We start from the raw sequence: 23672 nt of genomic DNA, 5'->3' as shown, positions 1-23672 counted from the left end.
CAATAACTGTTATCATAAGCAATACTGAGCCAAACAGCAACCACTTCCATCGTTTTATTTTCAATAGTTCTTCGCTCCTGTTTCAGGAAAATTTTATTCTCCCAAATTATATAAATGTTCTGGATTTTGTTTCACTACATAGCATATAAAATCTTCATCTTCGTAATAAACCTTAAGTTCATAAGGAAAGCGCGTTTTAAATTCCTGACACCAGTAATACATTTCCGATTCCAGAATCCTTCGGTTTCCAATAATAGAATAGGCATCAGAAGCTTTACCCATAATTGTAAGTGATTCGCCCACCAATTCCTCTGAAATCTCTCCGTGTTCAATATTATCTCCTATGCTTAAAACCGCAGTAGTATATTCATAATACTTTGTATATTTATCTTGCGCAAGCCATCTTGGTCCTGAAAAGAAATGATGCTGCGCATAATAAATAGGATTTTTCTCTATATAGAAGAAAAGATATTCTGTAGGAATATAATAATCCTCCTGCTTGGATCTGTTATAAAATTCAAGAATTTCCTCATGTCTGGCTTCTTCTATTGACTGGTACAATTCCTCTGTTGTAGATATAATTGTATAGCTGTACTGAGGATAATCATCCATAATTTTATTTGTCAGTTCCACTGCTGAATTGTATCGTGTCAGTTCATAATATAAGTAACCGTGAAACACTCCGAAATAATTTGTCCCTGCATAAATAGCCAGCACTCCTGCGAAGCTGATCTGGGGCATAAAGCATCCGATCCTTGTTTTTTCCAGCAGAAAAAACAGTTCGTCTGCAGGAATTGCCATCATTGCCAAAAGCAGAATCTGTTCCGGTAAACACAATCTTGCTCCTGCAATGATTTCCGGCAGTCCAAGAAACGGTGCTGCATAAAGAATCATAAACAAAACAGATGCAAATGTGATCCCCGCATACATTTCAAAAGGAATTTTTTTGAAACGTACGATGGTAATTCCCATATTTATAATACTAAGAAGCACAGCTGCCAGCGTAAAACCAATCAGCCAGTTCGCTCGGTTACCTCTGTAAAGCTGCGCATAACCATACCGATAGACCGCCTTTAAATTGTTCAAAACAATCTGTATTATTTTTTCTGCTAGAGAAGTTTTTGTCACCTCTACGTTGGTTTCATTCTTATCTGTTTTATTTTTGTCTGTTGCTTTTATCTGATTATGAAGCTTTGACTGTCCTGATAAAGGATTTTCATTACTATCAGCTTCTGCGGCCTTATTTTCCTCAGTTTTTTGGCCTTGTTCCATAACAACCTGTGCAGCTTTCGTTCTGCCCTCTTTGGTATCTGTACCATTTATAATGTTCATTCCCCAGTTCAAAGAGCCCTGAAGGGGAATTCCAGAAGCAAAAGCCAGAACCATAGGTGTTGTAGAAATAATCACTCCTACAAGTATCGCCGTAGCCAAAGACCAGAAATTTCTTTTCCTGAAAATTCTGTTAATACCAAAAACAGCAAAAGAAGCGCACAGAAAAAATGCCATGATTGTAACATAAAAATGGATTGCGAGAGACACTGCCAATGAGGTCATAAACAAAAACAGATTCTCATCAAAGCCTCTTTTTTTATTTCCGTCTTCGGTATTCCTCCTCATAAAGCGGACAAGATACATTACACACAAAAACAGGCTATATAAACCAAATTCCTGAGGAATGGTATACTGCAGACGGGATATTCCATAAATCTCAGCCGTATAGACCACATCTATTGTAAGAAATGCAGCCAGTATCAGATAAACCGTATATTTGGATCTCAATGTCTCTCTGAACAGACAATAAACCGCTGCCAGCAAGGCCGTTACATGAATCTCTCCCAGGAACAGCAGACAGCTGTATATGGATACTCCAAACAGCGCATCCATACAATAAATAAAACAGTGCATTGCCTCCGGATAGACTCCTGCTGAAAAAATCTGCCCTTCCTTCAATCCATAAATCCAGGCATGATGAACATACATATCGCCCGAGCCATAGGAATGATTCTGAAAGGCTCCATAAGAAAAATAAATAATAGCAAAAACCATAAGAACACTTAAAATGCTGTATTCAATTTTTTTTCCTTTTGTCTTTTCATCTAATTTTCTAAGCAAATCTGCAATAAGTGCTTTACACTCTCTTAGCAGATCTGCCAAAAGGGATTTCCACCCCAGGGTTCCTGCAAGAAGAGTCTGAAGCTGCCTGGATACATACTTCCGTAATTTTCCCTCGCGCAAAATTGATGCTGCAAAAATCCCATAAAAAGCGGCAAATACAATCCACCCTTTTAATATATGAAGCAAGCCCAATCCCAGGACAAGCGTGTTAAGCAACAGAACAGAAACTGTAGAGCAGAAGGCAAAACGAAAGGTCAGGCTTTTCCCGGATAGCTTTTTCCGAAAAACCACAGATGGCCATACATACATCAAAAAAGCATATCCGATAAACACTTTGATAAATTCAAGGATCCAATAAGCCATTCTTTTGCGGTACTCTCCTTTGTTTTTAGTAAAATCCTCATTTTTTTGATTTAGTATACCACATATTATTTTCACATTAAATGTTTATATTGGCAAGTGGAGTAAAAATTCCGCTTTTAAATCAGCGTAAAATTACATAAAAATCACAAAAACACCATCCTGTCAAAGGAAATGCTCATTCATTTATACTAAAAGATCTCCTGAGGAAATTTCCACCCACAAGAGATCTTTTTGTATATTTTTTCACACATTCTTATTTATTTCTTATAGTCCTCTACATTTTCCTGTGTGACCTTATGATATGGTGTCCGGACATATTTTCCATCAATTAATGGAATACTATCCTTATCTCCATTGGTTGCAATGGCAAATGCAAGATTCAGCATTTCCCGGGCCTGCCCTTCTTTATCATTATAAACAGTTCCCAGCATTTCGCCATTTTCAACTGCCAAAAGTCCCGCATCTGTGCCATCAATTCCCACAACCCCCGGCCAGTCTTCTCTGGGAATCTGGGAATCACGCAGCGCATCAATTGCCCTAAGAGCCATGTCATCGTTATTCGCAATGATCAGCTCAATCTTTCCGCTAAACTGTGTAAGCAGCGCTGCTGTTTTTGTCTGTGCCTGTGCTCTGTTCCAGTTAGCCATTGCATAGCCCAGCTTTTCCGCTTCCACACCATTTTCTATCAAAGTGTTTACAGAGTACTCTGTTCTTACGATGGAATCCTGATGTCCTGCTTCGCCTTCCAGCACCACATACTGGCAAATGCCATCACCGTTTTTGTCCATTTTGGCATTGGTCTTAAAGGCATTTGCAGCAAGTTCTCCTTCCAGCACTCCAGACTGCAGCGCATCTGCACCAACATAATACAATTCACTCCAGCGTTCCAGATCCTCTGCAACCAGCTCACGGTTAAAAAAGATAATCGGCACCTGCTTGTTCTCTGCCAGATCAGTAATTGTTGTGGGCTCTGTGCGGTCAACCAGATTTACACATATCACATCACAGCCCTTCTCGATCAGACTTTTGACCTGCTCATTTTGTGTCAGCTGGCTCTGAGAAGCATCCATCACCTCCACATTGATTGCAACGCCGGTTGCTTCCTCTTTGTCCGCCGCGTACTCTGTAAACTTCGTCATCATTTCCGAAATAAATGTGTCATACTAATCATATGTGCGAGCTGTGAAATCAGCATAGCTGATTTCCCCTAGAGTGTGTTTGAAAACTAAAAGTTGCACAAAACATATATTCGTTTACCCTTTTTCATGTTAAAATAAAGAAAAAGGGGTGTTGATTATGTTGCGCCAATACGAATTAACCGATGATGAATGGAATCGTGTTGCTCCCTTACTGCCACCTGAAAATTCTGGAAAGCAAGGTCGTCCTTCAAAATATAATCGGACAATTCTAAATGGAATTGTTTGGATTGCTCGCAGTGGGGCTCCCTGGCGGGACCTCCCAGAACGTTATGGGGCCTGGCAAACGGTTTATTCCCGTTTTCGTAAATGGATTGAAGATGGCATCCTTGATAATATTTTTCGTGTCTTGAGCTTAGAAGCTGAATTAACGGAACTATCAATTGATGCCTCTATCGTCCAGGCTCATCAGCATAGTGCTGGAGCAAAAAAAGGGGGCCATCAAACGAAATTGGACACAGCCGTGGAGGAGCCAGCACAAAAATCCATGCAGTTGTAGATGCATACGGTTATCCGGTTTATTTTATGATCAGCGAAGGGCAGCGTAACGATATTAATTACGCAATCCCTTTGTTAGATCATGTCGACACAAACGGAAGCAATGTATTAGCTGACCGTGGATACGATAGCAACAAGCTGATTGACTATATTTATACCCACGGTGGAGAGCCAACAATTCCTTCTAGAAAAGGAGCTAAGTTTGATCGTTATTGCGATTGGTGGCTTTACAAAGAGAGACATTTAGTAGAAAACTATTTTCTCAAATTGAAAGCGTTCCGTCGAATAGCTACGCGTTACGATAAACTGGCTTCAACCTTCTTAGGAATTATATGCACTGCCTCAATATTAATTTGGTTAAAATGAACAACTTAGAATGTTTTTCAAACACGCTCTAGCTCTCGTAAAAAAATAAACCGTGTAGAACATAAGCGTTCAATTACACGGTTTATTTTTTACTATTCTTCTTAATGACAGCTGTGACTTCCACATCCATGCTCTCCGCATGTATGTCCTTCCCCGTGGCTATGTTCGTGGTGAGAACACTTCACATCCGGATTATACTCAAGTGTTTCATTGAGAAAAGCTTCTACCGCTTCGTCCGCATCTCCGGAAGCTCCTCCGAAAAGCTTAATGCCAGCTGCCGCTAATGCTGTCTGTGCGCCGCCTCCGATTCCGCCACAGATCAAAACATCTGCATGCAATGCATTAAGAAATCCTGCCAATGCACCGTGTCCGCTTCCATTCGTATCTACTACCTCTGAATGTACTACTTTTCCTTCTTCTACATCATAAATCTTAAATGTCTCTGTGTGTCCAAAGTGCTGAAAAATCTGTCCGTTCTCATAGGTTACTGCTATTCTCATTATACCTTCTCCTTTTTCTACTGCATATTTTTGATAAATCTCCTGCTTGTAACATTCTCCAAAGCTGCAGCTGTTACTTTGACCATCGCAGATTCTGAAATCCCCGCCTTCGATTCTAAGTGGATGTCCGTCAATGAGTGCATCTGCTATTTTCTTCCTGGCAATCTCGTAAATTCGTTGAACCGTTGTTCTTGCAATCTGCATAGATACTGCGCACTGTTCCTGGCTATAGCCTTTCTTGTCCAGAAGGCGGATTGTCTCATATTCATCTACAGTCAGAACAATAGGTGCTTTTTTCTCAGTATCGTCTGCCGGAAGGAATTCTAAAACATTTGGAAAATGGCAGACTTTTCTGCATTTTACTGGTCTTGGCATAAACTGCTCCCTTCTCGCTTTTCTTACATATTAACTCTATTATGGGCATATGTCAATTATATAATTGACGTTTCTCCCCAAAACAAGTATACTATACAAAAGGAGATAACTATTATGAGCTTTGAAAATTATTTTCCGGTATGGAATGAATTAAATGCAGCACAAAAGGAACTAATTTCGGACAGTTTAAGCGCGAGGCAGGTAAAAAGAGGAACAATTATCCATAATGGCAGCCTGGATTGCACTGGATTATTACTGGTTAAATCCGGACAGCTTCGAACTTATATACTTTCAGATGAAGGACGGGAGATTACACTTTACCGCTTGTTCGATATGGATATGTGTCTCTTATCTGCCTCATGTATCATGCGTTCCATTCAATTTGAAGTGACTATTGAGGCGGAAAAAGATACTGAGCTTTGGATAATCCCTGCTGAAATCTATAAAAGTATCATGCAAGAATCTGCTCCAGTCGCAAACTATACCAATGAGTTAATGGCTACCCGTTTTTCTGATGTCATGTGGCTGATGGAACAGATCATGTGGAAAAGCCTGGATAAACGCGTTGCTTCTTTTCTATTAGAAGAAACATCTATCGAGGGAACCAATGAACTAAAAATCACCCATGAAACCATTGCCAACCACCTTGGTTCCCACAGGGAGGTTATCACTCGAATGCTCCGATATTTTCAGGAGGAAGGGCTTGTCAAACTATCCCGTAGTAAAGTCACAGTTCTTGATATAAAAAGATTGGAGACACTTCAAAAATCATAAAATAATGAATACTTTCAATTTTTTAATAATCCATTCCACATGCATGAGCTCTTTCAATTAATGCACGATCATTGACCACTGCATCATAGAAGCGAAATCCGCCAGAGAAGTTGTATGTTTCATAGCCGTTCCCTTCCAGAATACGACTGGCAATATAACTGCGCAGCCCACTCTGGCATATCAGATAAACGGGTTTTCCCTTCTCAATTTCATTGATACGTTCCCTTAGTTCATCTACAGGAATATTTTTGAATCCATCAATATGACCTCTGCTGAATTCAGCTACAGTTCTTACATCCAGTAACACAACACTTTTATCTTCAGGAATGGTGTCTATATCTTCCAAATGCCACTGTTTCAGAGTTCCTGCTGCTATGTTGTCTATCATAAAGCCAGCCATATTTACAGGATCCTTAGCAGATGAGTAAGGCGGTGCATATGCAAGATCCAGATCTTTCAGCTGGGTTGCCTTCAGTCCTGCATGGATTGCTGTTGCCAGCACATCAATACGTTTATCGACACCTTCATATCCAATAATCTGTGCACCAAGCAAACGATAGGTTTCCTTTTCAAAAATCACCTTCATAGTCATCACTTTGCCGCCTGGATAATAACCGGCATGACTCATAGGAGAAAGAATCACTGTATCTACATGTAATCCTGCCCTTTTGGCATTGGTTTCATTAATACCTGTAGTGGCTGCTGTCATATCAAATACTTTGATAACAGAGCTTCCCTGACTGCCTAAGTAACGACTATCGCCTCCGCAAATATTATCAGCAATGATCCTTCCCTGTTTATTGGCAGGTCCTGCCAAAGAGATCAATGCATCATCACCAGTAACATAATGTTTTACCTGAACTGCATCACCTGCAGCATAAATGTCCGGTACAGAAGTTTCCATCCTGTCATTCACTATAATACTTCCCTTGATACCAAGCTCCAGGCCAGCCTCTTTTGCTAATGCTGTGTCCGGTGTAACTCCAATTGCCAGCACTACCATATCCGCATGAAGAGATGGATTATCTTTCAACAGAATCTCTACTCCATTGTCCTTTTCTTTAAATCCTTCTACTGTATAGCCCAGAACCAGTTTTATTCCATGCTTTCTCATTTCACTATGAATCATGGATGCCATATCCGAATCAAAAGGATTCATCAGCTGCTTAGGACGTTGAACAATCGTAACCTCCATGCCAAGCTCCCTCAAGTTTTCTGCCAGTTCTAAGCCAATAAAACCACCGCCAGCCAGTACGGCAGATTTTGGATGATTCTTATTAATATATTCCTTGATTCGGAAAGTATCTTCCACTGTACGAAGTGTAAAAAGTTTATCAATACCTACTCCTTGAAGCTTCGGCTGCGTAGGCTTTGCACCTGGAGAAAGAATAAGCTTATCATAATTTTCTTCAAATATTTCATCATTCTCCAAATTCTTTACTGTAACAGTCTTACGATCCGGATGTATAGAGATAACTTCATGATGAATCTTCATATTGATACGAAATCTTTTAAAGAAATTCTCTGGTGTCTGCAGTGTAAGTTTTTCCGGGTCTGTGATTACATCTCCAATGTAGTATGGAAGTCCACAATTTGCATAAGATACGTATCCGGATCTTTCAAATACAGTAATTTCAGCATATTCGTCCAGTCTTCGTATTCTTGCTGCGGCTGTAGCTCCACCGGCTACGCCTCCTATAATTACAATTTTCATCTTGTTTTTTCACCTTTCCTGAGTAAACAGAAATACCCATTAGAGCATTTCTAAAATTGTATTCTTTGGTCTCACGCCTGAAACCCTTTGGACAATTTTTCCGTTCTTCATGACTACTAAAGTCGGGATACTCATAATACCGAACTTATTTGCCAGTTCAGGTTGTTCATCTACATTAATTTTGCCAACTTTGATGTCAACACGTTCACTTGCAATCTCCTCGACGGTAGGAGCTACCATACGACAGGGAGCGCACCAAGGAGCCCAAAAATCAAGCAGTACAGGCTTATCGGAATTCATTACTTCGTTCTGAAAATTATTTTTATTGATATTAATTGCAGACATTTTACAGTCCTCCTTATCTTTTTCTTTTATGGCTTTATTATAATCTGAAGTTCATTTGTTTTCTGTGATAACATCACCATACCATTCCAGCTCGTTTCATCGTAAGCTGGAAATACAAAAACAAAGAGACCGGAAATGCCCTGTTTTTAAGGCTTTCCAGTCTCTAAATGTACGTATTTTATTATTCAAACTCGCAAATAAAATCTTGTCACTATACACTTTTGTATAGGAATTATGGTTCTATCCGGTTTTATATGTGTTCCACTGTCCAAAGTCCACAGGCTGTACTGAACGGTGTTATCAATTTGTTATCAATCAAAGATTCTCGTGATATCCTGATATCGGTTAACTACACGATAAATCTCCACATATTCGTTACCGACCTTGTAGATAATCACATAATCTTCCCATATCGCATATTTATAATCTGTCCGAAAGCTGACCCGTTTGGAGAGATCCGACCCCATTCCAGGAAACAACTGAAGGTTTTCAAATTTACCGTAAATTTCCTTTATGGTCTTTGCTACATATTCTTCGTTATCTTCAGCAATATAATCTCGGATGTTTTTCAAATCCTTTGCAACAATCGGATTGATCCGCAGTTTTAACATCTTATTCCCCCACAAGTGCTTTCAGTTCGTCCAGATTCAGCCAACCTTCGCCATCTTTCACTGCTTCTTCAGCTTCCTGCAGCTTCAAGAGAAGCTTTTTCTCTGCACGGTCACGCTCATAATCTTCAATATCCATGACAACGAAACGTCCTCTGCCATTCTTAGTCAGATATACTGGTTCTCCTTTATGACATTTTTTCAGGACTTCATTATAATTTCTCAAATCAGATACTGGTAAAATATTTGCCATATTCTTTCAGCTCCTTCCTTTGATTTTAAATTGTTTCTGCTACTTCTATTATATACAAAAAGCTGTAAAATTCAACGTAGATTTTTACAGCTTTTATTTTATCATTTCTATATATTTTTATCGCAATCTATTTCAAATATTGAGAAAAAATCGCCTCCAGTTCTTTATTTCCTTTCAAAAATTCATACTCTTCTTTATTTTCAATTTCTGTAGCTAATGCACGAACAAAATTATTTCCAACGCCTGAAAAAGACTTTCCCTGTATTGTATCCGCATATCTGTAATATAAAGGTGATTCCACCATCTTCCATGGCTTCTGTGACTCCATCAGCACTTCTTTTATCAACTGAATACATTTTTCTACATCCTTTCGATACACGGCAATCAATAGATATGGTACTACTTTACCGTAATCCCACAGACCAAATAACGACACCATATGTTCTGTGATTTCGGCAATCTCCTCTGCTTTACAATGATTTCCGGTTTCTTCTTCCATTTCTATCAACTTATACAGATAGTTTTGTATATTCGTAACTGTCTGCATCAGTTTTCCCTCTAAAAAGAGCGCTGCAATATCTGTCCCTTCCTGGTGTGCTAATACATTCGTTTTCATAATTGTGGCATCTATCACAGTATCTGGAATTTTATCCAAAAAGATATTTGCTTCTTTATATTTTTCCATTTGTATATATTTCGCCGCAAGCATAAAAATACTGGAAATCCTTACCTTTTCATTCGGACTTTCAGCAGTTCGTTCCAGCCATTCAACAATCACATTAGTGCATTCCAACTTTTTCTCATCATCGACATCTTAAATATAGTGCTGAGTTTCACTGCCATTCTTTAACACCATTTTCACCACACCAAGCAATGCTGCAAACAAAACACCAGCAACCGGCCATACAATCCATGTAATATCCCAGCTCATTGTCCAGAAGCTCCATGCAAGGTAAATCGCTGTAGTCAAGCACCAATATACACCAGAAAACGTGTCAGTCTTTTTCTTAAACAGTTTTTCTTCTTTTGTATATTCGCCTTCCTGAAGAAGGGTATCGTAACTGCTTTTTACCATCCCAACACGAACCAACAGATTCACTCCTATTGCAAGTATGAATAGCAGCAATCCAACGGAAAGGCCGCAACAATAGTCAGACGTTTCCATGGCTCCGGCAATAATTGTCGGAATCACTGCCAGTATACAAAGCACTACCCCAACAGCTGTTCCTCTGATAAAAATCGGTTCATAGGAATCTTTTTTTTCTCGTACTATTCCAGATACACCATACTCTGTTTCAAAGCATTCTTTTTCAAAATGTTCCATATGTGATTCTCGCATTCCATATGTAATAAACAAAAAGACGGCTGCCGCAACCATTCCAAGCAAAAAAACACATCCAAATACTGTTGCCAGAGATTCCGAAACATGAAATACGCCATCTTCTGCCATTGTCACAAGAACAATCAATAATATTGGACTTGAGATACACATACTTGTTGCGTTTGCCACTACTTTGGATCCATTTCTTTTCATGTCAAGAAATTCATTTGCATTCTCCATAGTTACTTTTTTCAACGGTTCTGCATAGCTTTCAGTACTTTCGTGATAGGTGATATTTTCTGCTTTCATTTCATCTTTTAATAGGTAATCTGTACTAACACAAAATAGCTCCGACATCTGTAAAATTCTTTGCAAATCTGGAACAGCTCCTGCACTTTCCCACTTAGATACTGCCTGTCTGGATACGCCCAACTGATTGGCTAGTTCTTCCTGTGACCATCCATTCTTTTTTCTTTCCTCTGTAATCTTATCAGCTAAAATCATTTTTTTCTCCTTTTGCAGATTTTATGAGCTCAATATAACAGTTTTGCTGTTTGCATTCCACCATTTCAGGCTGTAAATCTGTCAACCAGCAGTTGCAAATCACAAAAGAACTCTATGAATTCCGATTTTCCAACAATACAAGCAGGAAATTATTTATCATCTGTATTGTTTTCCTTTTTCTTATGAGTCGAACCCAAGCAAAGAAATGAAGAACCAAGACATAACCATACTATAACCATAGAACTTTCATTTCCACTCGTAAAGCCAATAGCTGACGCTATGAAAAACAGAACTGATGCAATGTAAAATAAGATTGATTTGTTTATCCCTTTTTTCATAAATAAGAATCTCCTCCAAATTCCGATTGTTACATTGGCGAATGAATCCACATGTATCCCAAAATCAAGACACTAAGCACTATTACAAGCAGCAATGCTATACCAATTGCTTTGTGCTTTCGCTTAAAAGCGATAAAACATCCCACACCCATTACTATGTATGCGAGAAGCAATAACATCGTAAAACTCATATGACCTCTTTATCTTTTTCATTAAGAAGCTGATTTAATCTTCTGATTTCCTTTGCTTCATTAGATTCTGCGGTTGTGCTGGTGGTATAGAGGCATTCTTCCTTGTATTCGTTAACCCATTTGCTAACGGAGCTTTTGGCAGCATTAAATTCAACAGCAATTTGCGGTATTGATTTGTCGCCTGCCATATAGGCTTTAACTACTTCTTTTTTGAAGTCTTCGGTGTAATGTACTGACATAGTAACGTCCTCCTTGTTTGAGTAATATTATAATATATTATTCGAACAAGGTGTTACAAATTTATTATATCACAACACTTTAAATGTTTCTTATTGACATTATGAATTTATCATACTAACCTAAACTCGTAGAATATATTTCAATAAAGGTAATGTTTCGAAAACTTTTGGTTCCGATTATAATAGAGCAGCTTTTAGCATCTCTCATTGGAACCTGCCAGTGCAAATCTCTGCTTTGAGACGGTTCCCTTTATCACAATTACCAAGCCAATCTGCTGGGTACCATTCTTCATTATTCACAATTCTGTATAAATAAAGAACAACTCATGTGGGATTGGGAATATGCCTCACTCATTATTGGAATAAGAAAATAACTGCAAAGGAGATTTTTACTATGAAAGAAATAATTTTAGGAAATCACATACGAAAGGTTCCTTCAGTTGCTGTTGGATGCATGCGCCTTTCTGAAAAATCGAAGGATGAGATGAATCGTTTTATTCATGCAGCTCTGGAACAAGGTGCATATCTCTTTGATCACGCGGATATCTACGGTGATGGTATGAGCGAGAGCATATTCGGAGAAGCGTTCGCAGATGATTCATCCATAAAGCGTGAAGATATTTATCTTCAGTCAAAATGTGGCATCCGCCAAGGCTTCTATGATCTCTCAAAGGAGCACATTCTGAAATCTGTCGATGGCATTTTACAAAGGCTCCATACAGATTATCTTGATCTTTTGCTTCTTCACCGTCCGGATACACTCGTAGAACCGGAAGATGTTGCTGCTGCATTTGATGTTCTTTATGAAAGCGGAAAGGTTCGCCATTTTGGAGTTTCAAACCATAAGCCGATGCAGATTGAACTGCTGCAGAAATATGTCCGCCAACCACTCGTTGTCAATCAGGTTCAGTTCAGCATCCCTGTTTCCAATCTTGTTGCAAATGGCATGGAAGTCAATATGGAAACCCCAGGTTCAATCGATCACGATGGAAGTCTGCTCGACTACTGCCGCCTCCACAATATCACTCTCCAGGCATGGTCTCCGTTTCAGATGCCGGCATGGAAAGGCTGCTTTCTCGGAAGCGACGAATACCCTGAACTGAATAAAAAACTTCATGTGATTGCCGAAAAATATAATGTCAGCGATACTACTATTGCGGCTGCGTGGATTTTACGTCATCCGGCAAATATGCAGATTGTTACCGGCACTGCAAGTGAAAGCCGCCTGAAAGAAATTATCGCGGCGTGCGATATTACTCTGACTCGTGAGGAATGGTATGAGCTGTACCTGGCGGCAGGTCATCTGCTTCCGTAGGGATTATCGATTACCAGCATTATTTTCAAAATGCTGGTAATCCTTAGAATTAGCAAGTTGTACAAAAGAATCTTCTCTTTTACGAAGTCTGGTCTCATAAACGAGATAAAGGTTCTGGCAGATGCAGAGCTTGTGTTGAGCAGATCAGAGTACACGACCTCAGACACAGTCACGCCAGCTTACTTATTAATCAGGGCTGTGATGCCTTGATGTTAGCAGACAGGCTCGGACATGAAAAGGTATCCACAACACTTAACACATACTCCCATCTGTTTCCACATAAACAGCAGGAGCTTGTGCATAGTCTGGAATCATTGCAGGCAACAGATTCGCCAACACCTGAACCACCATCTGATAACCCTCTGCTTGAAGCCGCAGGTATCACATGTGAAGTGCCGCAGACTCAGAGCAACGGCTCAGATGTAACCGCCCGACCTCAGTTCGGACCTTCGTTAGTACCACCAAATACCGCATCAGGGAAAATCATCCAGATGCCACAACGAAAGATCATATAGTAGAAATCCCGCAGTCATCAGGGTTTCTTGCTATTAAAGTTAAAGCCAACATATGAAAACGATAAAAAAAGAGTAGTTGCTATTAGTAGCAAATTAGTAGCAGAGTAAAAAGAAAAAGTCTCGGAATCCGCTTGTTTAGCGGGTTCCAAGACTTGTGGCTTCTATTCAAACTCGGCAAGTCCAAAGATGTTCTTAAATATATTTGTTTAAGTTTTATATCTTTTTTGCCGTTATTTTATTTCTGTTGCATATATTATTTTGGCTTGCTGATTTTCTGTTGCCAATTTGTTGCCAGCTTCATTATAACTGATGCGAAAATGTTGTACAACCTTTATTTTGAGAACACTGCATCATTTCTGGAAAGTAGATACACACAATATTGATTCATGCTGATTCCTTCCCGCTGAGAATGTTCTGCCAGTGATCTGTGCAGACTTCGTGGAATTCTCAATTTAAACTGCCCAGAATAATCTTCCAAACTATCTGGTTCATGAATCTCTACGCCTTCTTCTAATGCAGCTTCAATCCATGCTTTTTTTGCATCCAGTGCATTTGCTACCGCACTCTCCACTGTCTCACCACAAGTAATGCAACCAGGCAAATCCGGATAAGAAACTACAAATCCGCCTTCATCTTTGTCTTCCACAATTTCCATACGATAGGACATTGCCATATAATCATTCAGCGTCTTCATCATTCTTCGCCTCGCTTTCTACAATCTGCCTTACCATTTCCACATATACTTTCTTGATTGGTTCGTGCTTTGGTATTGTAATTGGCATACACCCTTGTTTTCTGAAAGTGTAATGACTGCTTCCACTTCTTGGTGCATTCATTTCGTATCCGTAGCTTTCCAATACCTTCCGTAACTCATCAAATCGGAGGTCTTTCGATAAATTGCATATACGTGTTATCAGTTTATCCCACTTTGACATTTGTTATACCTCCTACGTATATTATATGTGGTGTCGTATATGGTGTCAATCTTTTTATGTATTATACATTATTTTTATAAAAATCACTATGAGAATTTTGTCTTTAAATACCTTACAAATTCAAGTGCATCCTCATGCATTTGTTTTATATCAGAAAAAGATTTCCCTCTGATTCTATTACTTGTAAATTCAACAAAGGTCTGGTGAGCAATAAGATTACGAATTGCAAAAATTTCCTGAAATGCCTTTAGTTGTCTTTCTTTCTCTTCGTTACCATTTATTTCATTATATACTTTATCCTGAAATTTCTCTCCAAAAAATTTCAATGGTTCTAACATCCGTTTTACTTCCGGTAACTGTCTGCAATCTCCCGAATCTTCAATTCTTCCAAAAGAAAATTTCTAATATACACTTTTATCTCTTTTGTCATTATCAAACCCATGTGGTCTGTCTCCATATCTATCAGACTCTCGCTGTGCATAATTTGTATATGCCTCTTCGGCAACCTCGCGGCCTACATCGGTCAGATGGAGAAAATGATCTTCGTCCATAGTGAGAAAGCCGCCGTCCCGCAAGGTAGCCACTGCATTGCACACGCTGGGTTTTGACACCTCCATGTGCCGGGCTACATCTACGGAGCGCACCATACCGAGTTTCTTTTGGAGAACAAGGATAGTTTCCAGGTAGTCCTCCCCGGACGCATGAAGTTTCATCTGAACCTCCTTTACTGAGCCAGCTTCCAGCCGATGGCCTCCTGTCTGGCCGATACAAAATCGGCATACAGGCCCTTTTGCTGGATCAGCTCCGCATGAGTGCCGCGCTGGACGATATGAGCGTTGTCCAGTACAAGGATCTGATCGGCGTTGCGGACGGTTTTCAGACGGTGGGCAATCATGATGATGGTCTTGTCATGGGTCAATGCCTCGATAGCCCGCTGCAATTCATCCTCATTCTCCGGGTCAACGCTGCTTGTTGCCTCGTCCAAAATGATGATAGGTGCGTCCTTCAGCATGGCGCGGGCGATGGAAATCCGCTGTTTCTCGCCACCGGACAAAGTACCGCCTATGGTAATCTTTCCGGCATTCACATCCCAAAAACGGGCAATCAGGTTGCACATCGTTGTCTTTCCTGCCCCGGAAGGGCCGACAATGGCCGTAGTCGTTTTTTCGGTAATGGTAAAGCTGACCTGACTATGCCCAAACGCTGTATGAAAAGAAGCTGCTGACCTATCCGAGAACGGACAGCCAAAGCCCACGTTACGGCTTTGCATGACAGCCGGATTGAAACCGAGGCCCGGCGCATCGTGGATAAGCTGAAAGATCTGTCCGCGCCCAACAGCCCCAACAAGACACATTTTATGGTGGAGATCTCACCGCACTTTGACGCACTGGCTTCCACCAAGGACAATGACCGGCTCTTTGCCATGCTGCCCTATAAGTCCCTGTGCTTTACCAGCATAAAAGACCGACACGGGGTATATGCCATGATTAACAAAGATGAGCGCCGTGATGTGAGTATTCGCAAGCCCCGGCCATCTATCCGCAAGCAGCTTGCCGACAGCAAACAGGCCACCAGCCCGAAAAAGGCGGCGGCCAGAACCAAGAAAAATGAATTGGAGGTATGAGGAATGATGCACTTTACCGTGGAAGAAGAAAATTTGATCTGTATGTACCACAACGCAGACCGACGCAGGACGATAGGCAAGATCACCGCAACCATGCCGGGTATTGACGGGGATAGGATAAAGTATTCGCCCACCTCTGCAAACGTGCGGGAGAAGCCTTGAAACTGGCGGTTATCAGCCCCGAAAGGCGTAGGTTACAGTCATTATTAGCCCCCGAAACAGGTACAGACGCGCAGCGGGTGTATCTGTTTCGGGGGTGTGCAGGTGATAGCCGCAAAGCGGCGTAAGAGGGTGCAGCCCTCTTGATCGTTATTCTTGTTCCAGCGGGAAGCTCGGCAACGCTTCCAGCAGCTTTTCTTGTCCGTCCATCCTGATACCCCCGTCAGATTGATTTTTTCCATGATACCATATCTGGGAGTATGGAGCCAGAGAAACCGGCGATTTTCTGCTGGTAAATTCTACGCATTTAGAGCGGCACTATGGCGGGGATAGGATAAAACACTCACATACCCCGCCGACTATGCGGGAAAAACCTTGAAATATAGGGCTTTTTAAGGCCCTAAATGCGTAGGTTGGTGCTTTGTTGCGATATGCTCCACGGTTACGGTGTATTGTTCATATTCTGTTTTCGGGAATCTTTATGAAATCTTCAAAATTGCCCGGTATGCTATCCGTAAAATCAAAGAAAGGACTTGATTATATGGATATGATTTTGAAAACGACTGACCTCTGCAAAAATTTCAAGGGGCAAATGGCGGTAAACAATGTGTCACTGAACATCCGGCGCAACTCGGTTTATGGTCTGCTGGGGCCGAATGGGGCTGGCAAATCCACGATCTTAAAAATGCTCACCGGCATTTTGCGCCCCACATCGGGAAGCATCGAGTTTGACGGCCACCCGTGGAAGCGGAATGATCTGGAGCATATCGGTGCTTTGATTGAGATGCCCCCGCTTTACGAAAATCTGACTGCATACGAAAATCTCAAAGTCAGAACTACATTGCTCGGCCTGGACGATGCACGAATTAACGAGGTATTGCAAATTGTCCAGCTCACGAATACCGGCAAGAAACGGGCCGGGCAGTTTTCTCTTGGTATGAAGCAGCGGCTTGGTATTGCTATTGCATTGCTGAACAGTCCCCAGCTTTTGATTCTGGATGAACCGACTAACGGCCTTGACCCTTTAGGGATTGAGGAACTTCGAGAGTTAATTCGCTCTTTTCCCTGCAAAGGGATTACAGTTATTTTGTCCAGCCATATTCTGTCAGAAGTCCAGCAGATTGCAGATCATGTGGGTATCATTGCTGGCGGCGTCCTTGGATATGAGGGAGAGCTTCGCGCCGGTGAAGATTTGGAACAACTCTTTATGGATGTTATTCGCAGAAATGGTAAGGAGGGATATTAAATGGAGATGGCATATATTCAGGCAGAGAACCTAAAGCATAAGAGAACTTTCACAAAAACGCTGATCGTTCTGGCCCCGTTTGTAACTGCGCTTATGAACTTTTTTGCCCCTCTTTGGTTCCAGCTCAATTCTTATAATTGGTGGTATAACCTGCTTTATCCTGGATTCCTTACGCTCACCTGTGCCTTGATTGAACAGCGGGATAATGGCAAACTAAAATATCGTGCCGTTGCTTCATTGCCTGTTTCGCAGAACAAAGTCTGGAAAGCAAAAATTGGAGTGGCCGGTATTTACTCCTGTGTGGGGAATTTCATTTTCCTGGCGCTAAATCTATTGGGCGGTTTTGCAATATTAGTTATCAACGAAATTCCCCTGACAATCGGAATTTGGCAGGCTGCGGCCGGAACAGCTTGTATTGTCATTGCAAGCCTATGGGAAGTTCCGCTGTGCTTATGGTTATCAAAAAAAGTTGGTATCTTTGTCACGGTTATTCTTAATGCCGGACTTGGAAGCGTTTTAGGGATTTTCACGGCTACAACCTCTTTGTGGATGATCTGCCCGTATAGCTGGGTGCCGCATCTTATGATTTCCGTGTTAGGTATTTTGCCTAATGGTGAGCCGGTTGCAGATCAGAGTACGGCAATGGCATTTTGGATGATTATACTTGTATTGGTCATTTCGCTGGCCTGGTTTGCGGCGCTGTCATTTTTAACTGCAAGATGGTTTGAGAAAAAGGAGGTGGGGTAACTATGGTATCTGTGGTTCGCTGCTGGAAAGCAGAATATCAGAAGTGTAAACATAGCATTTTGCTCTATATGCACAGCATGATTCCGATTATATGTGCGGCGATTTTTGCGGGTTACTATCATATATCCAGATGGGAACTGGCAACCAAAATCAGTGCCTATCTGGAAGTGCTGGCCGTTGCGTTCCCGTTTCTGATCGGCATTATTGTGGGTCTGGTTGTTCAGATTGAAAATCAGGCCGGGCATTATCAGCTTTTGTTGGGAACAATCCCATCTCGCATGGCAACGTATATTGGTAAACTTGGTTTTCTGATGATCTGTGCTTTTGGCGCAACATTTTTAGCGTTAGGAACATTCGCTGCACTATATAGGGATGCTCCGGCAAGCCTTTACCTGAAAGCAGGGATTCTATTGTTGATTACCATGCTTCCCATTTACCTGATTCATTTGTTTGTGGGAATGAGCTTCGGAAAAGGTGCATCTATGGGATTGGGAATTGCAGGGAGTTTAATAGCTGCCCTTATGATAACAGGGCTTGGTGACGCTACATGGAAATATATTCCCTGGGCCTGGGGCGTTCGTGCTATGGATTACACTGTGCTTGCATGGGATAGCCCCCAACTGTATGCACAGGTAAAAACCGATTTTTTCAGCGGTATGATTATTTCTGTATGCTGCACTGTTTGTCTGCTGATTGCCAGTTTGGTTTGGTTTCATGGTTGGGAGGGAGGTAAAAACAGTGAATAAAAAGTGCCTGTTTGCCGTGGTAATTGTGCTTGTAAGTCTTATATGCTTATCGGCCTGCGGTGCGCTCCGCGATACCGCCGATAAAAATAAGGCGTTAAATGAATCTCTGCCGTATTATGAGCTGAACGCCGCAAACTATGATGAAATTTCATATAACGGCCTGACATATACCATAACGGATGAATGTCTTGAAATGTCAGAACTGCAAGAAGAAATCGGGCAGGTATCGAAACGCTTCAAAAATGTGGCGGGGGAAGATTTCAGTTTCGGCTACGTTTACAGTATTGTGGATGTGGATATAAGCAATGCCGTAGCTGTAAATATCAACAATGAATATCGGAAAGCTGACATTAAAAATAATGATGAGTAACCTCGACAATGTGGTATAATGGGGCGGGAGGTGATTTTTTGACCCACTTACTTGTAGTTGACGATGAAGTTTCTATCTTGGAATTGATTAAGAACAGTTTGGGGAAAGATGGATATTTGATAACAATCTGTCAAAATGCGGATGATGTAGACATCAAAAAGCTGCATTTCTATGACCTCATTCTTTTGGATGTGATGATGCCTGGCACAGACGGGTTTGAGTTTTGCAAACAGATCAGGAATATGGTAGACTGCCCGATTCTCTTTCTGACCGCAAAGACATTAGAGGAAGATATATTGTTTGGATTGGGCATCGGTGCGGATGATTATATTACGAAACCTTTTCGTATTCAGGAGCTTCGCGCCCGTGTCGCGGCACATTTACGCAGAGAAAAAAGGGAGCATCACAGCACACTTTCATTTGAGCCTGATATAAGATTTGACCTTTCCGCAAAGGTACTGTATGTTTCAGAACAGCCGGTTCCCCTTACCAAAAGCGAGTATTCAATCTGTGAATACCTTGCGAAAAACCGGGGACAGGTTTTTACAAAAGAACAAATCTATGAAGCCGTTTTCGGGTTTGATGGAATAGGCGATAACTCTACGATCTCAACGCATATAAAAAATATTCGTGCGAAATTGGAGCATTTCAAAATAAGTCCGATCAGCACCGTATGGGGGATAGGATATAAATGGGAGTGAAAAAGAAACCTACATTGAAAATATTGTTTCGCCAGTTTGCTATCTCCCTCATTGTCATGCTGGTAGCGGCAATTATTGTCCCTTCTGGTTTGGAGGGACTTGCTGTAAATGCTGGATTAGCTACAAGAGCAAATCTAAGTGAATTGCAGATAAAAGAGATCATTCCAACGCTGACGATTGCCCCGGATATTACAAAGGTTGTGATTCCACAGGGATGCGGCTACTTAATTCTGGACAAGAACTTTAATGAGCTTTACAGCAATATGGACGATGATGAAAAAGAAATTGCCCTGCTGTACGCAAAGGGAGAATATATTGAATATGCTACGGGGAGGCAGTTTGCACTTGTTGTCCGGGAAAACGAATTTTGCGTTTTAAGGTATTATATTGGTTCTCAATTTACAGTGTCATGGCTACCGGAATATTTTCCATCTCCTGACACGCTTGCGTTTATCCTGATGGCTGTAAATTCGCTGCTGGTCATTATCATACTGACCGCCAGATTTGCTAAAAACCTGCGTACACAACTGACCCCGCTTTTTGAAGCAACTGCGGAGGTTTCAAAGCAAAACCTTGATTTTGAAGTAGGACACGCCAAAATCAAAGAGTTTGAAGATGTCCTTGCATCTTTTTCAGATATGAAAGATAATCTGAAAATTTCGTTAGAACGGCAATGGAAAACCGAACAGACACAGAAAGAGCAAATCGCCGCGCTTGCCCATGATTTGAAAACGCCTCTGACGGTTATTCAAGGAAATGCTGATTTACTCACAGAAACAAATCTTGATGATGAGCAACGATTATACGCTGGTTACGTCGTGGAAAGCTCCGGCCAGATGCAGTCATATATTCAAACCCTGATTGATATATCACGGGCGGCGGTTGGTTATCAGCTCCATATTGAAAGTATAGACTTGCCAGCGTTCATGCAGCACTTGTTCGGTTATATGGAATCACTATGCCGGGCAAAAGAAATCCGGCTGCAAATGAATACTGTTTCACTCCCTCAAATGCTGAAATTTGATAGGGTGCTGATAGAACGTGCTCTTATGAATGTTATCAGTAATGGGCTGGACTACTCCCCGCAAGGCGGAACGCTTTATGTGGATGTTCAGAGTAACAACGGTTTCGTGGAAATTTCAGTCACAGACGAGGGAACGGGGTTTTCTAAAGAGGCATTATGCCACGCACAGGAACGGTTCTATATGGGCGATCAAAGCCGCAATTCAAAGTTACACTTTGGTATGGGTCTATATATTACAAATTCGATTATGGAACAACATAATGGTCAGCTTATTTTAGAAAATTCAAAAGAAACCGGCGGCGCAAAGGTTACTATGAAACTTCCTTGCTGATTTTCCGATAGTGTAATGGACGTCTTTTATGTCCGTCCATTTTTCAAATCTTTATGGAATCTTCAAAAATTCCTCTTATCATGTATCTAAAGAAAAAACATCTGCCCAGCGGTAGAAAAGAAAAAAACCGCTGCTGGGCAGACCCATTTTCACGCTTAATTTATATTCACTGGTGGCGGTTTTGAGAAATCAAGGCCGCTGCTTTCTTTCTGTCATTCCCAGCAGTTAAAGGCATGGCGGCCCACGGGAGGACGCCGCCATGCTGTTTTACTATCATTATAATCTAATCCACTTCTACCGCTTAAAAAAAGCCTTGCCCCGCCACAGGAATATTCCGGCTATGAGTATGAACTATACCATGTAAGAAAACAACAAAACGCTTCAAATCGTCGCCCGGTAGGTTTACGACCTGCCGGGCGATTTTTGTCGATTTTCGCGGATTGTCATTTCCGGCAAAAAATCAGATGGAAAAGGAGGCGGTCAGCAGACCAGAGCCAGCATAGGCCCCTGACAACGGACAGGATCATCCTGCTCACTCCCCACGGAAAGGGGGTGAGAAGATGAAAGTTACCCCTGATGATTACGGGAGGCGCTGCCAGTTTGACCATTTTTGCAAGCTGGTACTGTACCATGAAGCCGTTGACTACTTCCGGGAAAGGAAGCGTCAGCGTGGCTGGGAAACATCCTTTGAAACGCTGCCGCTTTCGGAACTGGACACGCTATGCACGATAGATCAGTACCCCAGCGACAGTTTTATATTTCCGGCCTATGGCTGTGAGCTTCAGATCAGCGACGGGCTGGTGGCCGCTGCCTTTGCCAGCTTGCCCCAGCCGGGACAAAGCATCTTGATACTGCATTGTGTCCTGGAACTGACGGACAGCGAGATCGGCGCGGTGGTGGGAATGTCCCGCAGCGCCGTCCAGCGGCACAGGACTAAGACGCTGGAAACCATGAGAACAAGACTGACGGGAGGTATTGCAGAATGAAGCAGGCCAGATATAAGGAGCCTTTGCCCCTTGCAGTGATCGAGGCGGCCCGCGCCGGTGACGCCGGGGCCTTGTCCTTAAAGTGCTTGCGGGTCTTGAAATTGATGGTATGCCCTAAATACTCTCGTTTTTTTAAAATGTTCACGATGGTAGATGATCCCCATCCATAGGGGTCTTTGACCGGCTTTGAACGGTTCACACCCTCGTTGAAGCGGGCAAGGTGTACGACAGGAATTTCAATCCGGTCTGTGGATAATTTGCAGGCGATCTGGTAAGGCCCATATCACTCCAGCGTGAGGGAGAATATACGGCGTACCACTTCGGCAGCTTCCTCATCTACCAGCCAATGCTCCCGTTTTTCGTCCCATAAGTAGCCGTAAATCACAGTGCCGGTCAGGTGCTTGCCACTCATGCCTTTTAACTTAAGCACAAAGCGGATTTTCCGGCTGGTATCACGGGCGTAAAATTCATTCATAATGTTGCGGAACGGGGTAAAATCGTCATCGCCTTTCAGACTGTCCACACCGTCGTTGATGGCAATCAGACGAACGCCTCGCTGCCGCAAAACCTCCATAACTTGACCGACCTTCAGATAGTCGCGTCCTAACCGGCTCATGTCCTTGATGACGATTGCCTCTACACGCCCTGCCTCCACTTCCTCCATTATCGCCAAAAATCCGGGGCGGGCAAAACGGGTGCCTGAGATATCATCATCGGTAAAGTGCGTAGGGTTGGGCAGCCCATTCCGGCGGGCAAAATCCTCTAACATCTGTTTTTGGTTGGATATGGAGTTGCTCTCGCCCTGTAACTCATCGTCCCGGCTCAGGTGCTCGTACAGTGGGGTAATTTTTTCATTTCTCATGGCTGTACCTCCTGAAACAAAAATGCTCTAAGTGATTGCTTCACTAACCATGACAAAATCATGATTAAGAAGTCACTTAGAGCATATATCACCCGATTTCATGATATCATTTCTAATACAGATTTTACCGTATTTTTCAGATTCAGTCCGTCTTTTAATCCCAACCGATAGAAAAACTCTTCTGTATCTGCTCCACTGCTGAAAATTGCATTACAGTGCAAATTACGTTCAAACGGAATGCCAGTTCCGCTACTGCGGAACGGCTATTCCATTTTTAACGGTACGAAGTACTGCTAGATGATATCATTCTGTTTCACGCATATTTATACCGTTCATTTCCAGACGATATGTATGATGTTTATCTGTGATTCGTGTAAGGCACGCATCAGCGTAGGTATTATCAGCAAACAT

The 23672-nt window shown here is 41.9% G+C and carries 25 protein-coding genes and 6 pseudogenes; 13 read left to right on the top strand and 18 right to left on the bottom strand.

Annotated elements, in window-relative coordinates; genetic code table 11:
- Positions 1–93: 93 nt before the first annotated feature.
- Together H8S54_RS07505 and H8S54_RS07500 are read right to left on the bottom strand one after the other, a co-directional pair.
- Positions 94–2478, bottom strand: coding sequence for a hypothetical protein (locus H8S54_RS07505; protein ID WP_186901206.1), 2385 nt, complete (start codon positions 2476–2478; stop codon positions 94–96).
- Between the two features lie 257 nt (positions 2479–2735).
- Complete coding sequence (locus H8S54_RS07500; protein ID WP_330600139.1) at positions 2736–3629, bottom strand: galactose ABC transporter substrate-binding protein; 894 nt, start codon at positions 3627–3629, stop codon at positions 2736–2738.
- Between the two features lie 145 nt (positions 3630–3774).
- Here H8S54_RS07500 and H8S54_RS07495 point away from each other — a divergent pair.
- Positions 3775–4538: pseudogene (locus H8S54_RS07495) on the top strand (IS5 family transposase).
- Positions 4539–4639: 101 nt separating this feature from the next.
- Here H8S54_RS07495 and H8S54_RS07490 read toward each other — a convergent pair.
- Positions 4640–5413 carry a NifB/NifX family molybdenum-iron cluster-binding protein gene (locus tag H8S54_RS07490; RefSeq protein ID WP_186901204.1) on the bottom strand — a complete coding sequence of 258 codons (774 nt, stop codon included), beginning with the start codon at positions 5411–5413 and terminating at the stop codon, positions 4640–4642.
- A gap of 114 nt (positions 5414–5527) precedes the next feature.
- Here H8S54_RS07490 and H8S54_RS07485 point away from each other — a divergent pair, with 114 nt between their 5' ends.
- Positions 5528–6187, top strand: a complete 660-nt coding sequence (locus tag H8S54_RS07485; protein ID WP_186901203.1) for a Crp/Fnr family transcriptional regulator — start codon at positions 5528–5530, stop codon at positions 6185–6187.
- A 22-nt stretch (positions 6188–6209) separates the two neighbouring features.
- Here the strand turns inward: H8S54_RS07485 and H8S54_RS07480 are convergent, their stop codons facing one another.
- From H8S54_RS07480 to H8S54_RS07445, 8 genes are all read right to left on the bottom strand, one after another.
- A complete protein-coding gene (locus H8S54_RS07480; RefSeq protein ID WP_186901202.1) occupies positions 6210–7901 on the bottom strand; it encodes an FAD-dependent oxidoreductase in 1692 nt (563 codons plus the stop codon).
- 39 nt (positions 7902–7940) lie between these two features.
- The gene (trxA, locus tag H8S54_RS07475) at positions 7941–8246 is read right to left on the bottom strand and encodes a thioredoxin (protein ID WP_186901201.1); all 306 of its coding nucleotides are present in this window, start codon (positions 8244–8246) and stop codon (positions 7941–7943) included.
- 311 nt (positions 8247–8557) lie between these two features.
- The gene (locus H8S54_RS07470; RefSeq protein WP_186901200.1) at positions 8558–8857 is read right to left on the bottom strand and encodes a type II toxin-antitoxin system RelE/ParE family toxin; all 300 of its coding nucleotides are present in this window, start codon (positions 8855–8857) and stop codon (positions 8558–8560) included.
- Between the two features lies 1 nt (position 8858).
- The gene (locus H8S54_RS07465; RefSeq protein WP_186901199.1) at positions 8859–9107 is read right to left on the bottom strand and encodes a type II toxin-antitoxin system prevent-host-death family antitoxin; all 249 of its coding nucleotides are present in this window, start codon (positions 9105–9107) and stop codon (positions 8859–8861) included.
- A 127-nt stretch (positions 9108–9234) separates the two neighbouring features.
- Positions 9235–9885 (bottom strand): hypothetical protein, encoded by a 651-nt coding sequence (locus tag H8S54_RS07460; protein WP_243176698.1) that lies wholly within the window; start codon positions 9883–9885, stop codon positions 9235–9237.
- 36 nt (positions 9886–9921) lie between these two features.
- Positions 9922–10932 carry a helix-turn-helix domain-containing protein gene (locus H8S54_RS07455; protein ID WP_055057415.1) on the bottom strand — a complete coding sequence of 337 codons (1011 nt, stop codon included), beginning with the start codon at positions 10930–10932 and terminating at the stop codon, positions 9922–9924.
- 149 nt (positions 10933–11081) lie between these two features.
- Complete coding sequence (locus tag H8S54_RS07450) at positions 11082–11270, bottom strand: hypothetical protein (RefSeq protein ID WP_186901198.1); 189 nt, start codon at positions 11268–11270, stop codon at positions 11082–11084.
- Positions 11271–11457: 187 nt separating this feature from the next.
- Positions 11458–11700 (bottom strand): helix-turn-helix domain-containing protein, encoded by a 243-nt coding sequence (locus H8S54_RS07445; RefSeq protein ID WP_186901197.1) that lies wholly within the window; start codon positions 11698–11700, stop codon positions 11458–11460.
- A 394-nt stretch (positions 11701–12094) separates the two neighbouring features.
- Between H8S54_RS07445 and H8S54_RS07440 the strand changes: the two genes are divergently transcribed.
- Both H8S54_RS07440 and H8S54_RS18910 read left to right on the top strand, forming a co-directional pair.
- A complete protein-coding gene (locus H8S54_RS07440; protein ID WP_181968746.1) occupies positions 12095–13015 on the top strand; it encodes an aldo/keto reductase in 921 nt (306 codons plus the stop codon).
- Between the two features lie 143 nt (positions 13016–13158).
- Positions 13159–13530: a tyrosine-type recombinase/integrase gene (locus H8S54_RS18910; RefSeq protein WP_334298046.1), complete on the top strand. Its 372-nt coding sequence runs from the start codon at positions 13159–13161 to the stop codon at positions 13528–13530.
- Between the two features lie 331 nt (positions 13531–13861).
- Here the strand turns inward: H8S54_RS18910 and H8S54_RS07430 are convergent, their stop codons facing one another.
- The 5 genes and pseudogenes from H8S54_RS07430 to H8S54_RS07410 form a co-directional block, all read right to left on the bottom strand.
- Positions 13862–14224, bottom strand: coding sequence for a type II toxin-antitoxin system HicB family antitoxin (locus H8S54_RS07430; RefSeq protein WP_117567313.1), 363 nt, complete (start codon positions 14222–14224; stop codon positions 13862–13864).
- Positions 14208–14465 (bottom strand): type II toxin-antitoxin system HicA family toxin, encoded by a 258-nt coding sequence (locus H8S54_RS07425; RefSeq protein WP_055054195.1) that lies wholly within the window; start codon positions 14463–14465, stop codon positions 14208–14210. Before H8S54_RS07425 ends, H8S54_RS07430 begins: the two co-directional genes overlap by 17 nt.
- Positions 14466–14551: 86 nt before the next feature.
- A complete protein-coding gene (locus H8S54_RS07420) occupies positions 14552–14803 on the bottom strand; it encodes a HEPN domain-containing protein (protein WP_186901196.1) in 252 nt (83 codons plus the stop codon).
- A 141-nt stretch (positions 14804–14944) separates the two neighbouring features.
- Positions 14945–15178 (bottom strand): annotated as a pseudogene (locus H8S54_RS07415) (metal-dependent transcriptional regulator); the annotation flags it as partial.
- A gap of 11 nt (positions 15179–15189) precedes the next feature.
- Positions 15190–15651: pseudogene (locus tag H8S54_RS07410) on the bottom strand (ATP-binding cassette domain-containing protein); the annotation flags it as partial.
- Positions 15652–15711: 60 nt separating this feature from the next.
- Between H8S54_RS07410 and H8S54_RS07405 the strand changes: the two are divergent.
- From H8S54_RS07405 to H8S54_RS07365, 9 genes and pseudogenes are all read left to right on the top strand, one after another.
- Positions 15712–16089, top strand: a pseudogene (locus H8S54_RS07405) (hypothetical protein); the annotation flags it as partial.
- A gap of 3 nt (positions 16090–16092) precedes the next feature.
- Complete coding sequence (locus tag H8S54_RS19550; protein ID WP_186901195.1) at positions 16093–16251, top strand: transposon-transfer assisting family protein; 159 nt, start codon at positions 16093–16095, stop codon at positions 16249–16251.
- 538 nt (positions 16252–16789) lie between these two features.
- Entirely contained in the window at positions 16790–17494 is a 705-nt protein-coding gene (locus H8S54_RS07395; protein WP_025580190.1) for a lantibiotic protection ABC transporter ATP-binding protein, read from the top strand.
- Positions 17495–18241 carry a lantibiotic immunity ABC transporter MutE/EpiE family permease subunit gene (locus tag H8S54_RS07390; RefSeq protein ID WP_025580191.1) on the top strand — a complete coding sequence of 249 codons (747 nt, stop codon included), beginning with the start codon at positions 17495–17497 and terminating at the stop codon, positions 18239–18241.
- 2 nt (positions 18242–18243) lie between these two features.
- Positions 18244–18987 (top strand): lantibiotic immunity ABC transporter MutG family permease subunit, encoded by a 744-nt coding sequence (locus tag H8S54_RS07385; protein WP_025580193.1) that lies wholly within the window; start codon positions 18244–18246, stop codon positions 18985–18987.
- Complete coding sequence (locus tag H8S54_RS07380) at positions 18980–19357, top strand: NisI/SpaI family lantibiotic immunity lipoprotein (protein ID WP_025580194.1); 378 nt, start codon at positions 18980–18982, stop codon at positions 19355–19357. Before H8S54_RS07385 ends, H8S54_RS07380 begins: the two co-directional genes overlap by 8 nt.
- Before the next feature lie 38 nt (positions 19358–19395).
- Positions 19396–20058 (top strand): response regulator transcription factor, encoded by a 663-nt coding sequence (locus H8S54_RS07375; protein ID WP_172678098.1) that lies wholly within the window; start codon positions 19396–19398, stop codon positions 20056–20058.
- A complete protein-coding gene (locus H8S54_RS07370) occupies positions 20049–21413 on the top strand; it encodes a sensor histidine kinase (protein WP_186901194.1) in 1365 nt (454 codons plus the stop codon). The genes H8S54_RS07375 and H8S54_RS07370 overlap by 10 nt, the downstream gene beginning before the upstream one ends.
- Before the next feature lie 560 nt (positions 21414–21973).
- Positions 21974–22399, top strand: a complete 426-nt coding sequence (locus H8S54_RS07365; RefSeq protein ID WP_117850953.1) for a sigma-70 family RNA polymerase sigma factor — start codon at positions 21974–21976, stop codon at positions 22397–22399.
- Between the two features lie 70 nt (positions 22400–22469).
- On the opposite strand, the pseudogene H8S54_RS07360 reads toward H8S54_RS07365, so the two are convergent.
- Both H8S54_RS07360 and H8S54_RS19545 read right to left on the bottom strand, forming a co-directional pair.
- Positions 22470–23261, bottom strand: a pseudogene (locus H8S54_RS07360) (recombinase family protein); the annotation flags it as partial.
- Positions 23262–23564: 303 nt separating this feature from the next.
- A pseudogene (locus H8S54_RS19545) lies at positions 23565–23672 on the bottom strand (DNA replication protein); the annotation flags it as partial.

The organism is Blautia segnis (genome assembly GCF_014287535.1).
GTDB lineage: Bacteria > Bacillota > Clostridia > Lachnospirales > Lachnospiraceae > Blautia_A > Blautia_A acetigignens.
Note: the sequence above shows the minus strand (reverse complement) of the source record. Positions and strands in the feature narration are given on the sequence as shown.

Coding starts and splice junctions, on each gene's coding strand:
- H8S54_RS07430 (WP_117567313.1), bottom strand. CDS start 14,224: ATGAAGACGCTGAATGATTATATGGCAATGTCCTATCGTATGGAAATT.
- H8S54_RS07490 (WP_186901204.1), bottom strand. CDS start 5,413: ATGCCAAGACCAGTAAAATGCAGAAAAGTCTGCCATTTTCCAAATGTT.
- H8S54_RS07470 (WP_186901200.1), bottom strand. CDS start 8,857: ATGTTAAAACTGCGGATCAATCCGATTGTTGCAAAGGATTTGAAAAAC.
- H8S54_RS07365 (WP_117850953.1), top strand. CDS start 21,974: ATGAAAGTTACCCCTGATGATTACGGGAGGCGCTGCCAGTTTGACCAT.
- H8S54_RS07455 (WP_055057415.1), bottom strand. CDS start 10,932: ATGATTTTAGCTGATAAGATTACAGAGGAAAGAAAAAAGAATGGATGG.
- H8S54_RS07390 (WP_025580191.1), top strand. CDS start 17,495: ATGGAGATGGCATATATTCAGGCAGAGAACCTAAAGCATAAGAGAACT.
- H8S54_RS07505 (WP_186901206.1), bottom strand. CDS start 2,478: ATGGCTTATTGGATCCTTGAATTTATCAAAGTGTTTATCGGATATGCT.
- H8S54_RS07395 (WP_025580190.1), top strand. CDS start 16,790: ATGGATATGATTTTGAAAACGACTGACCTCTGCAAAAATTTCAAGGGG.
- H8S54_RS07465 (WP_186901199.1), bottom strand. CDS start 9,107: ATGGCAAATATTTTACCAGTATCTGATTTGAGAAATTATAATGAAGTC.
- H8S54_RS07370 (WP_186901194.1), top strand. CDS start 20,049: ATGGGAGTGAAAAAGAAACCTACATTGAAAATATTGTTTCGCCAGTTT.
- H8S54_RS07480 (WP_186901202.1), bottom strand. CDS start 7,901: ATGAAAATTGTAATTATAGGAGGCGTAGCCGGTGGAGCTACAGCCGCA.
- H8S54_RS07450 (WP_186901198.1), bottom strand. CDS start 11,270: ATGAAAAAAGGGATAAACAAATCAATCTTATTTTACATTGCATCAGTT.
- H8S54_RS19550 (WP_186901195.1), top strand. CDS start 16,093: ATGATGCACTTTACCGTGGAAGAAGAAAATTTGATCTGTATGTACCAC.
- H8S54_RS07385 (WP_025580193.1), top strand. CDS start 18,244: ATGGTATCTGTGGTTCGCTGCTGGAAAGCAGAATATCAGAAGTGTAAA.
- H8S54_RS07445 (WP_186901197.1), bottom strand. CDS start 11,700: ATGTCAGTACATTACACCGAAGACTTCAAAAAAGAAGTAGTTAAAGCC.
- H8S54_RS07440 (WP_181968746.1), top strand. CDS start 12,095: ATGAAAGAAATAATTTTAGGAAATCACATACGAAAGGTTCCTTCAGTT.
- trxA (WP_186901201.1), bottom strand. CDS start 8,246: ATGTCTGCAATTAATATCAATAAAAATAATTTTCAGAACGAAGTAATG.
- H8S54_RS07425 (WP_055054195.1), bottom strand. CDS start 14,465: ATGTCAAAGTGGGATAAACTGATAACACGTATATGCAATTTATCGAAA.
- H8S54_RS07485 (WP_186901203.1), top strand. CDS start 5,528: ATGAGCTTTGAAAATTATTTTCCGGTATGGAATGAATTAAATGCAGCA.
- H8S54_RS07420 (WP_186901196.1), bottom strand. CDS start 14,803: ATGTTAGAACCATTGAAATTTTTTGGAGAGAAATTTCAGGATAAAGTA.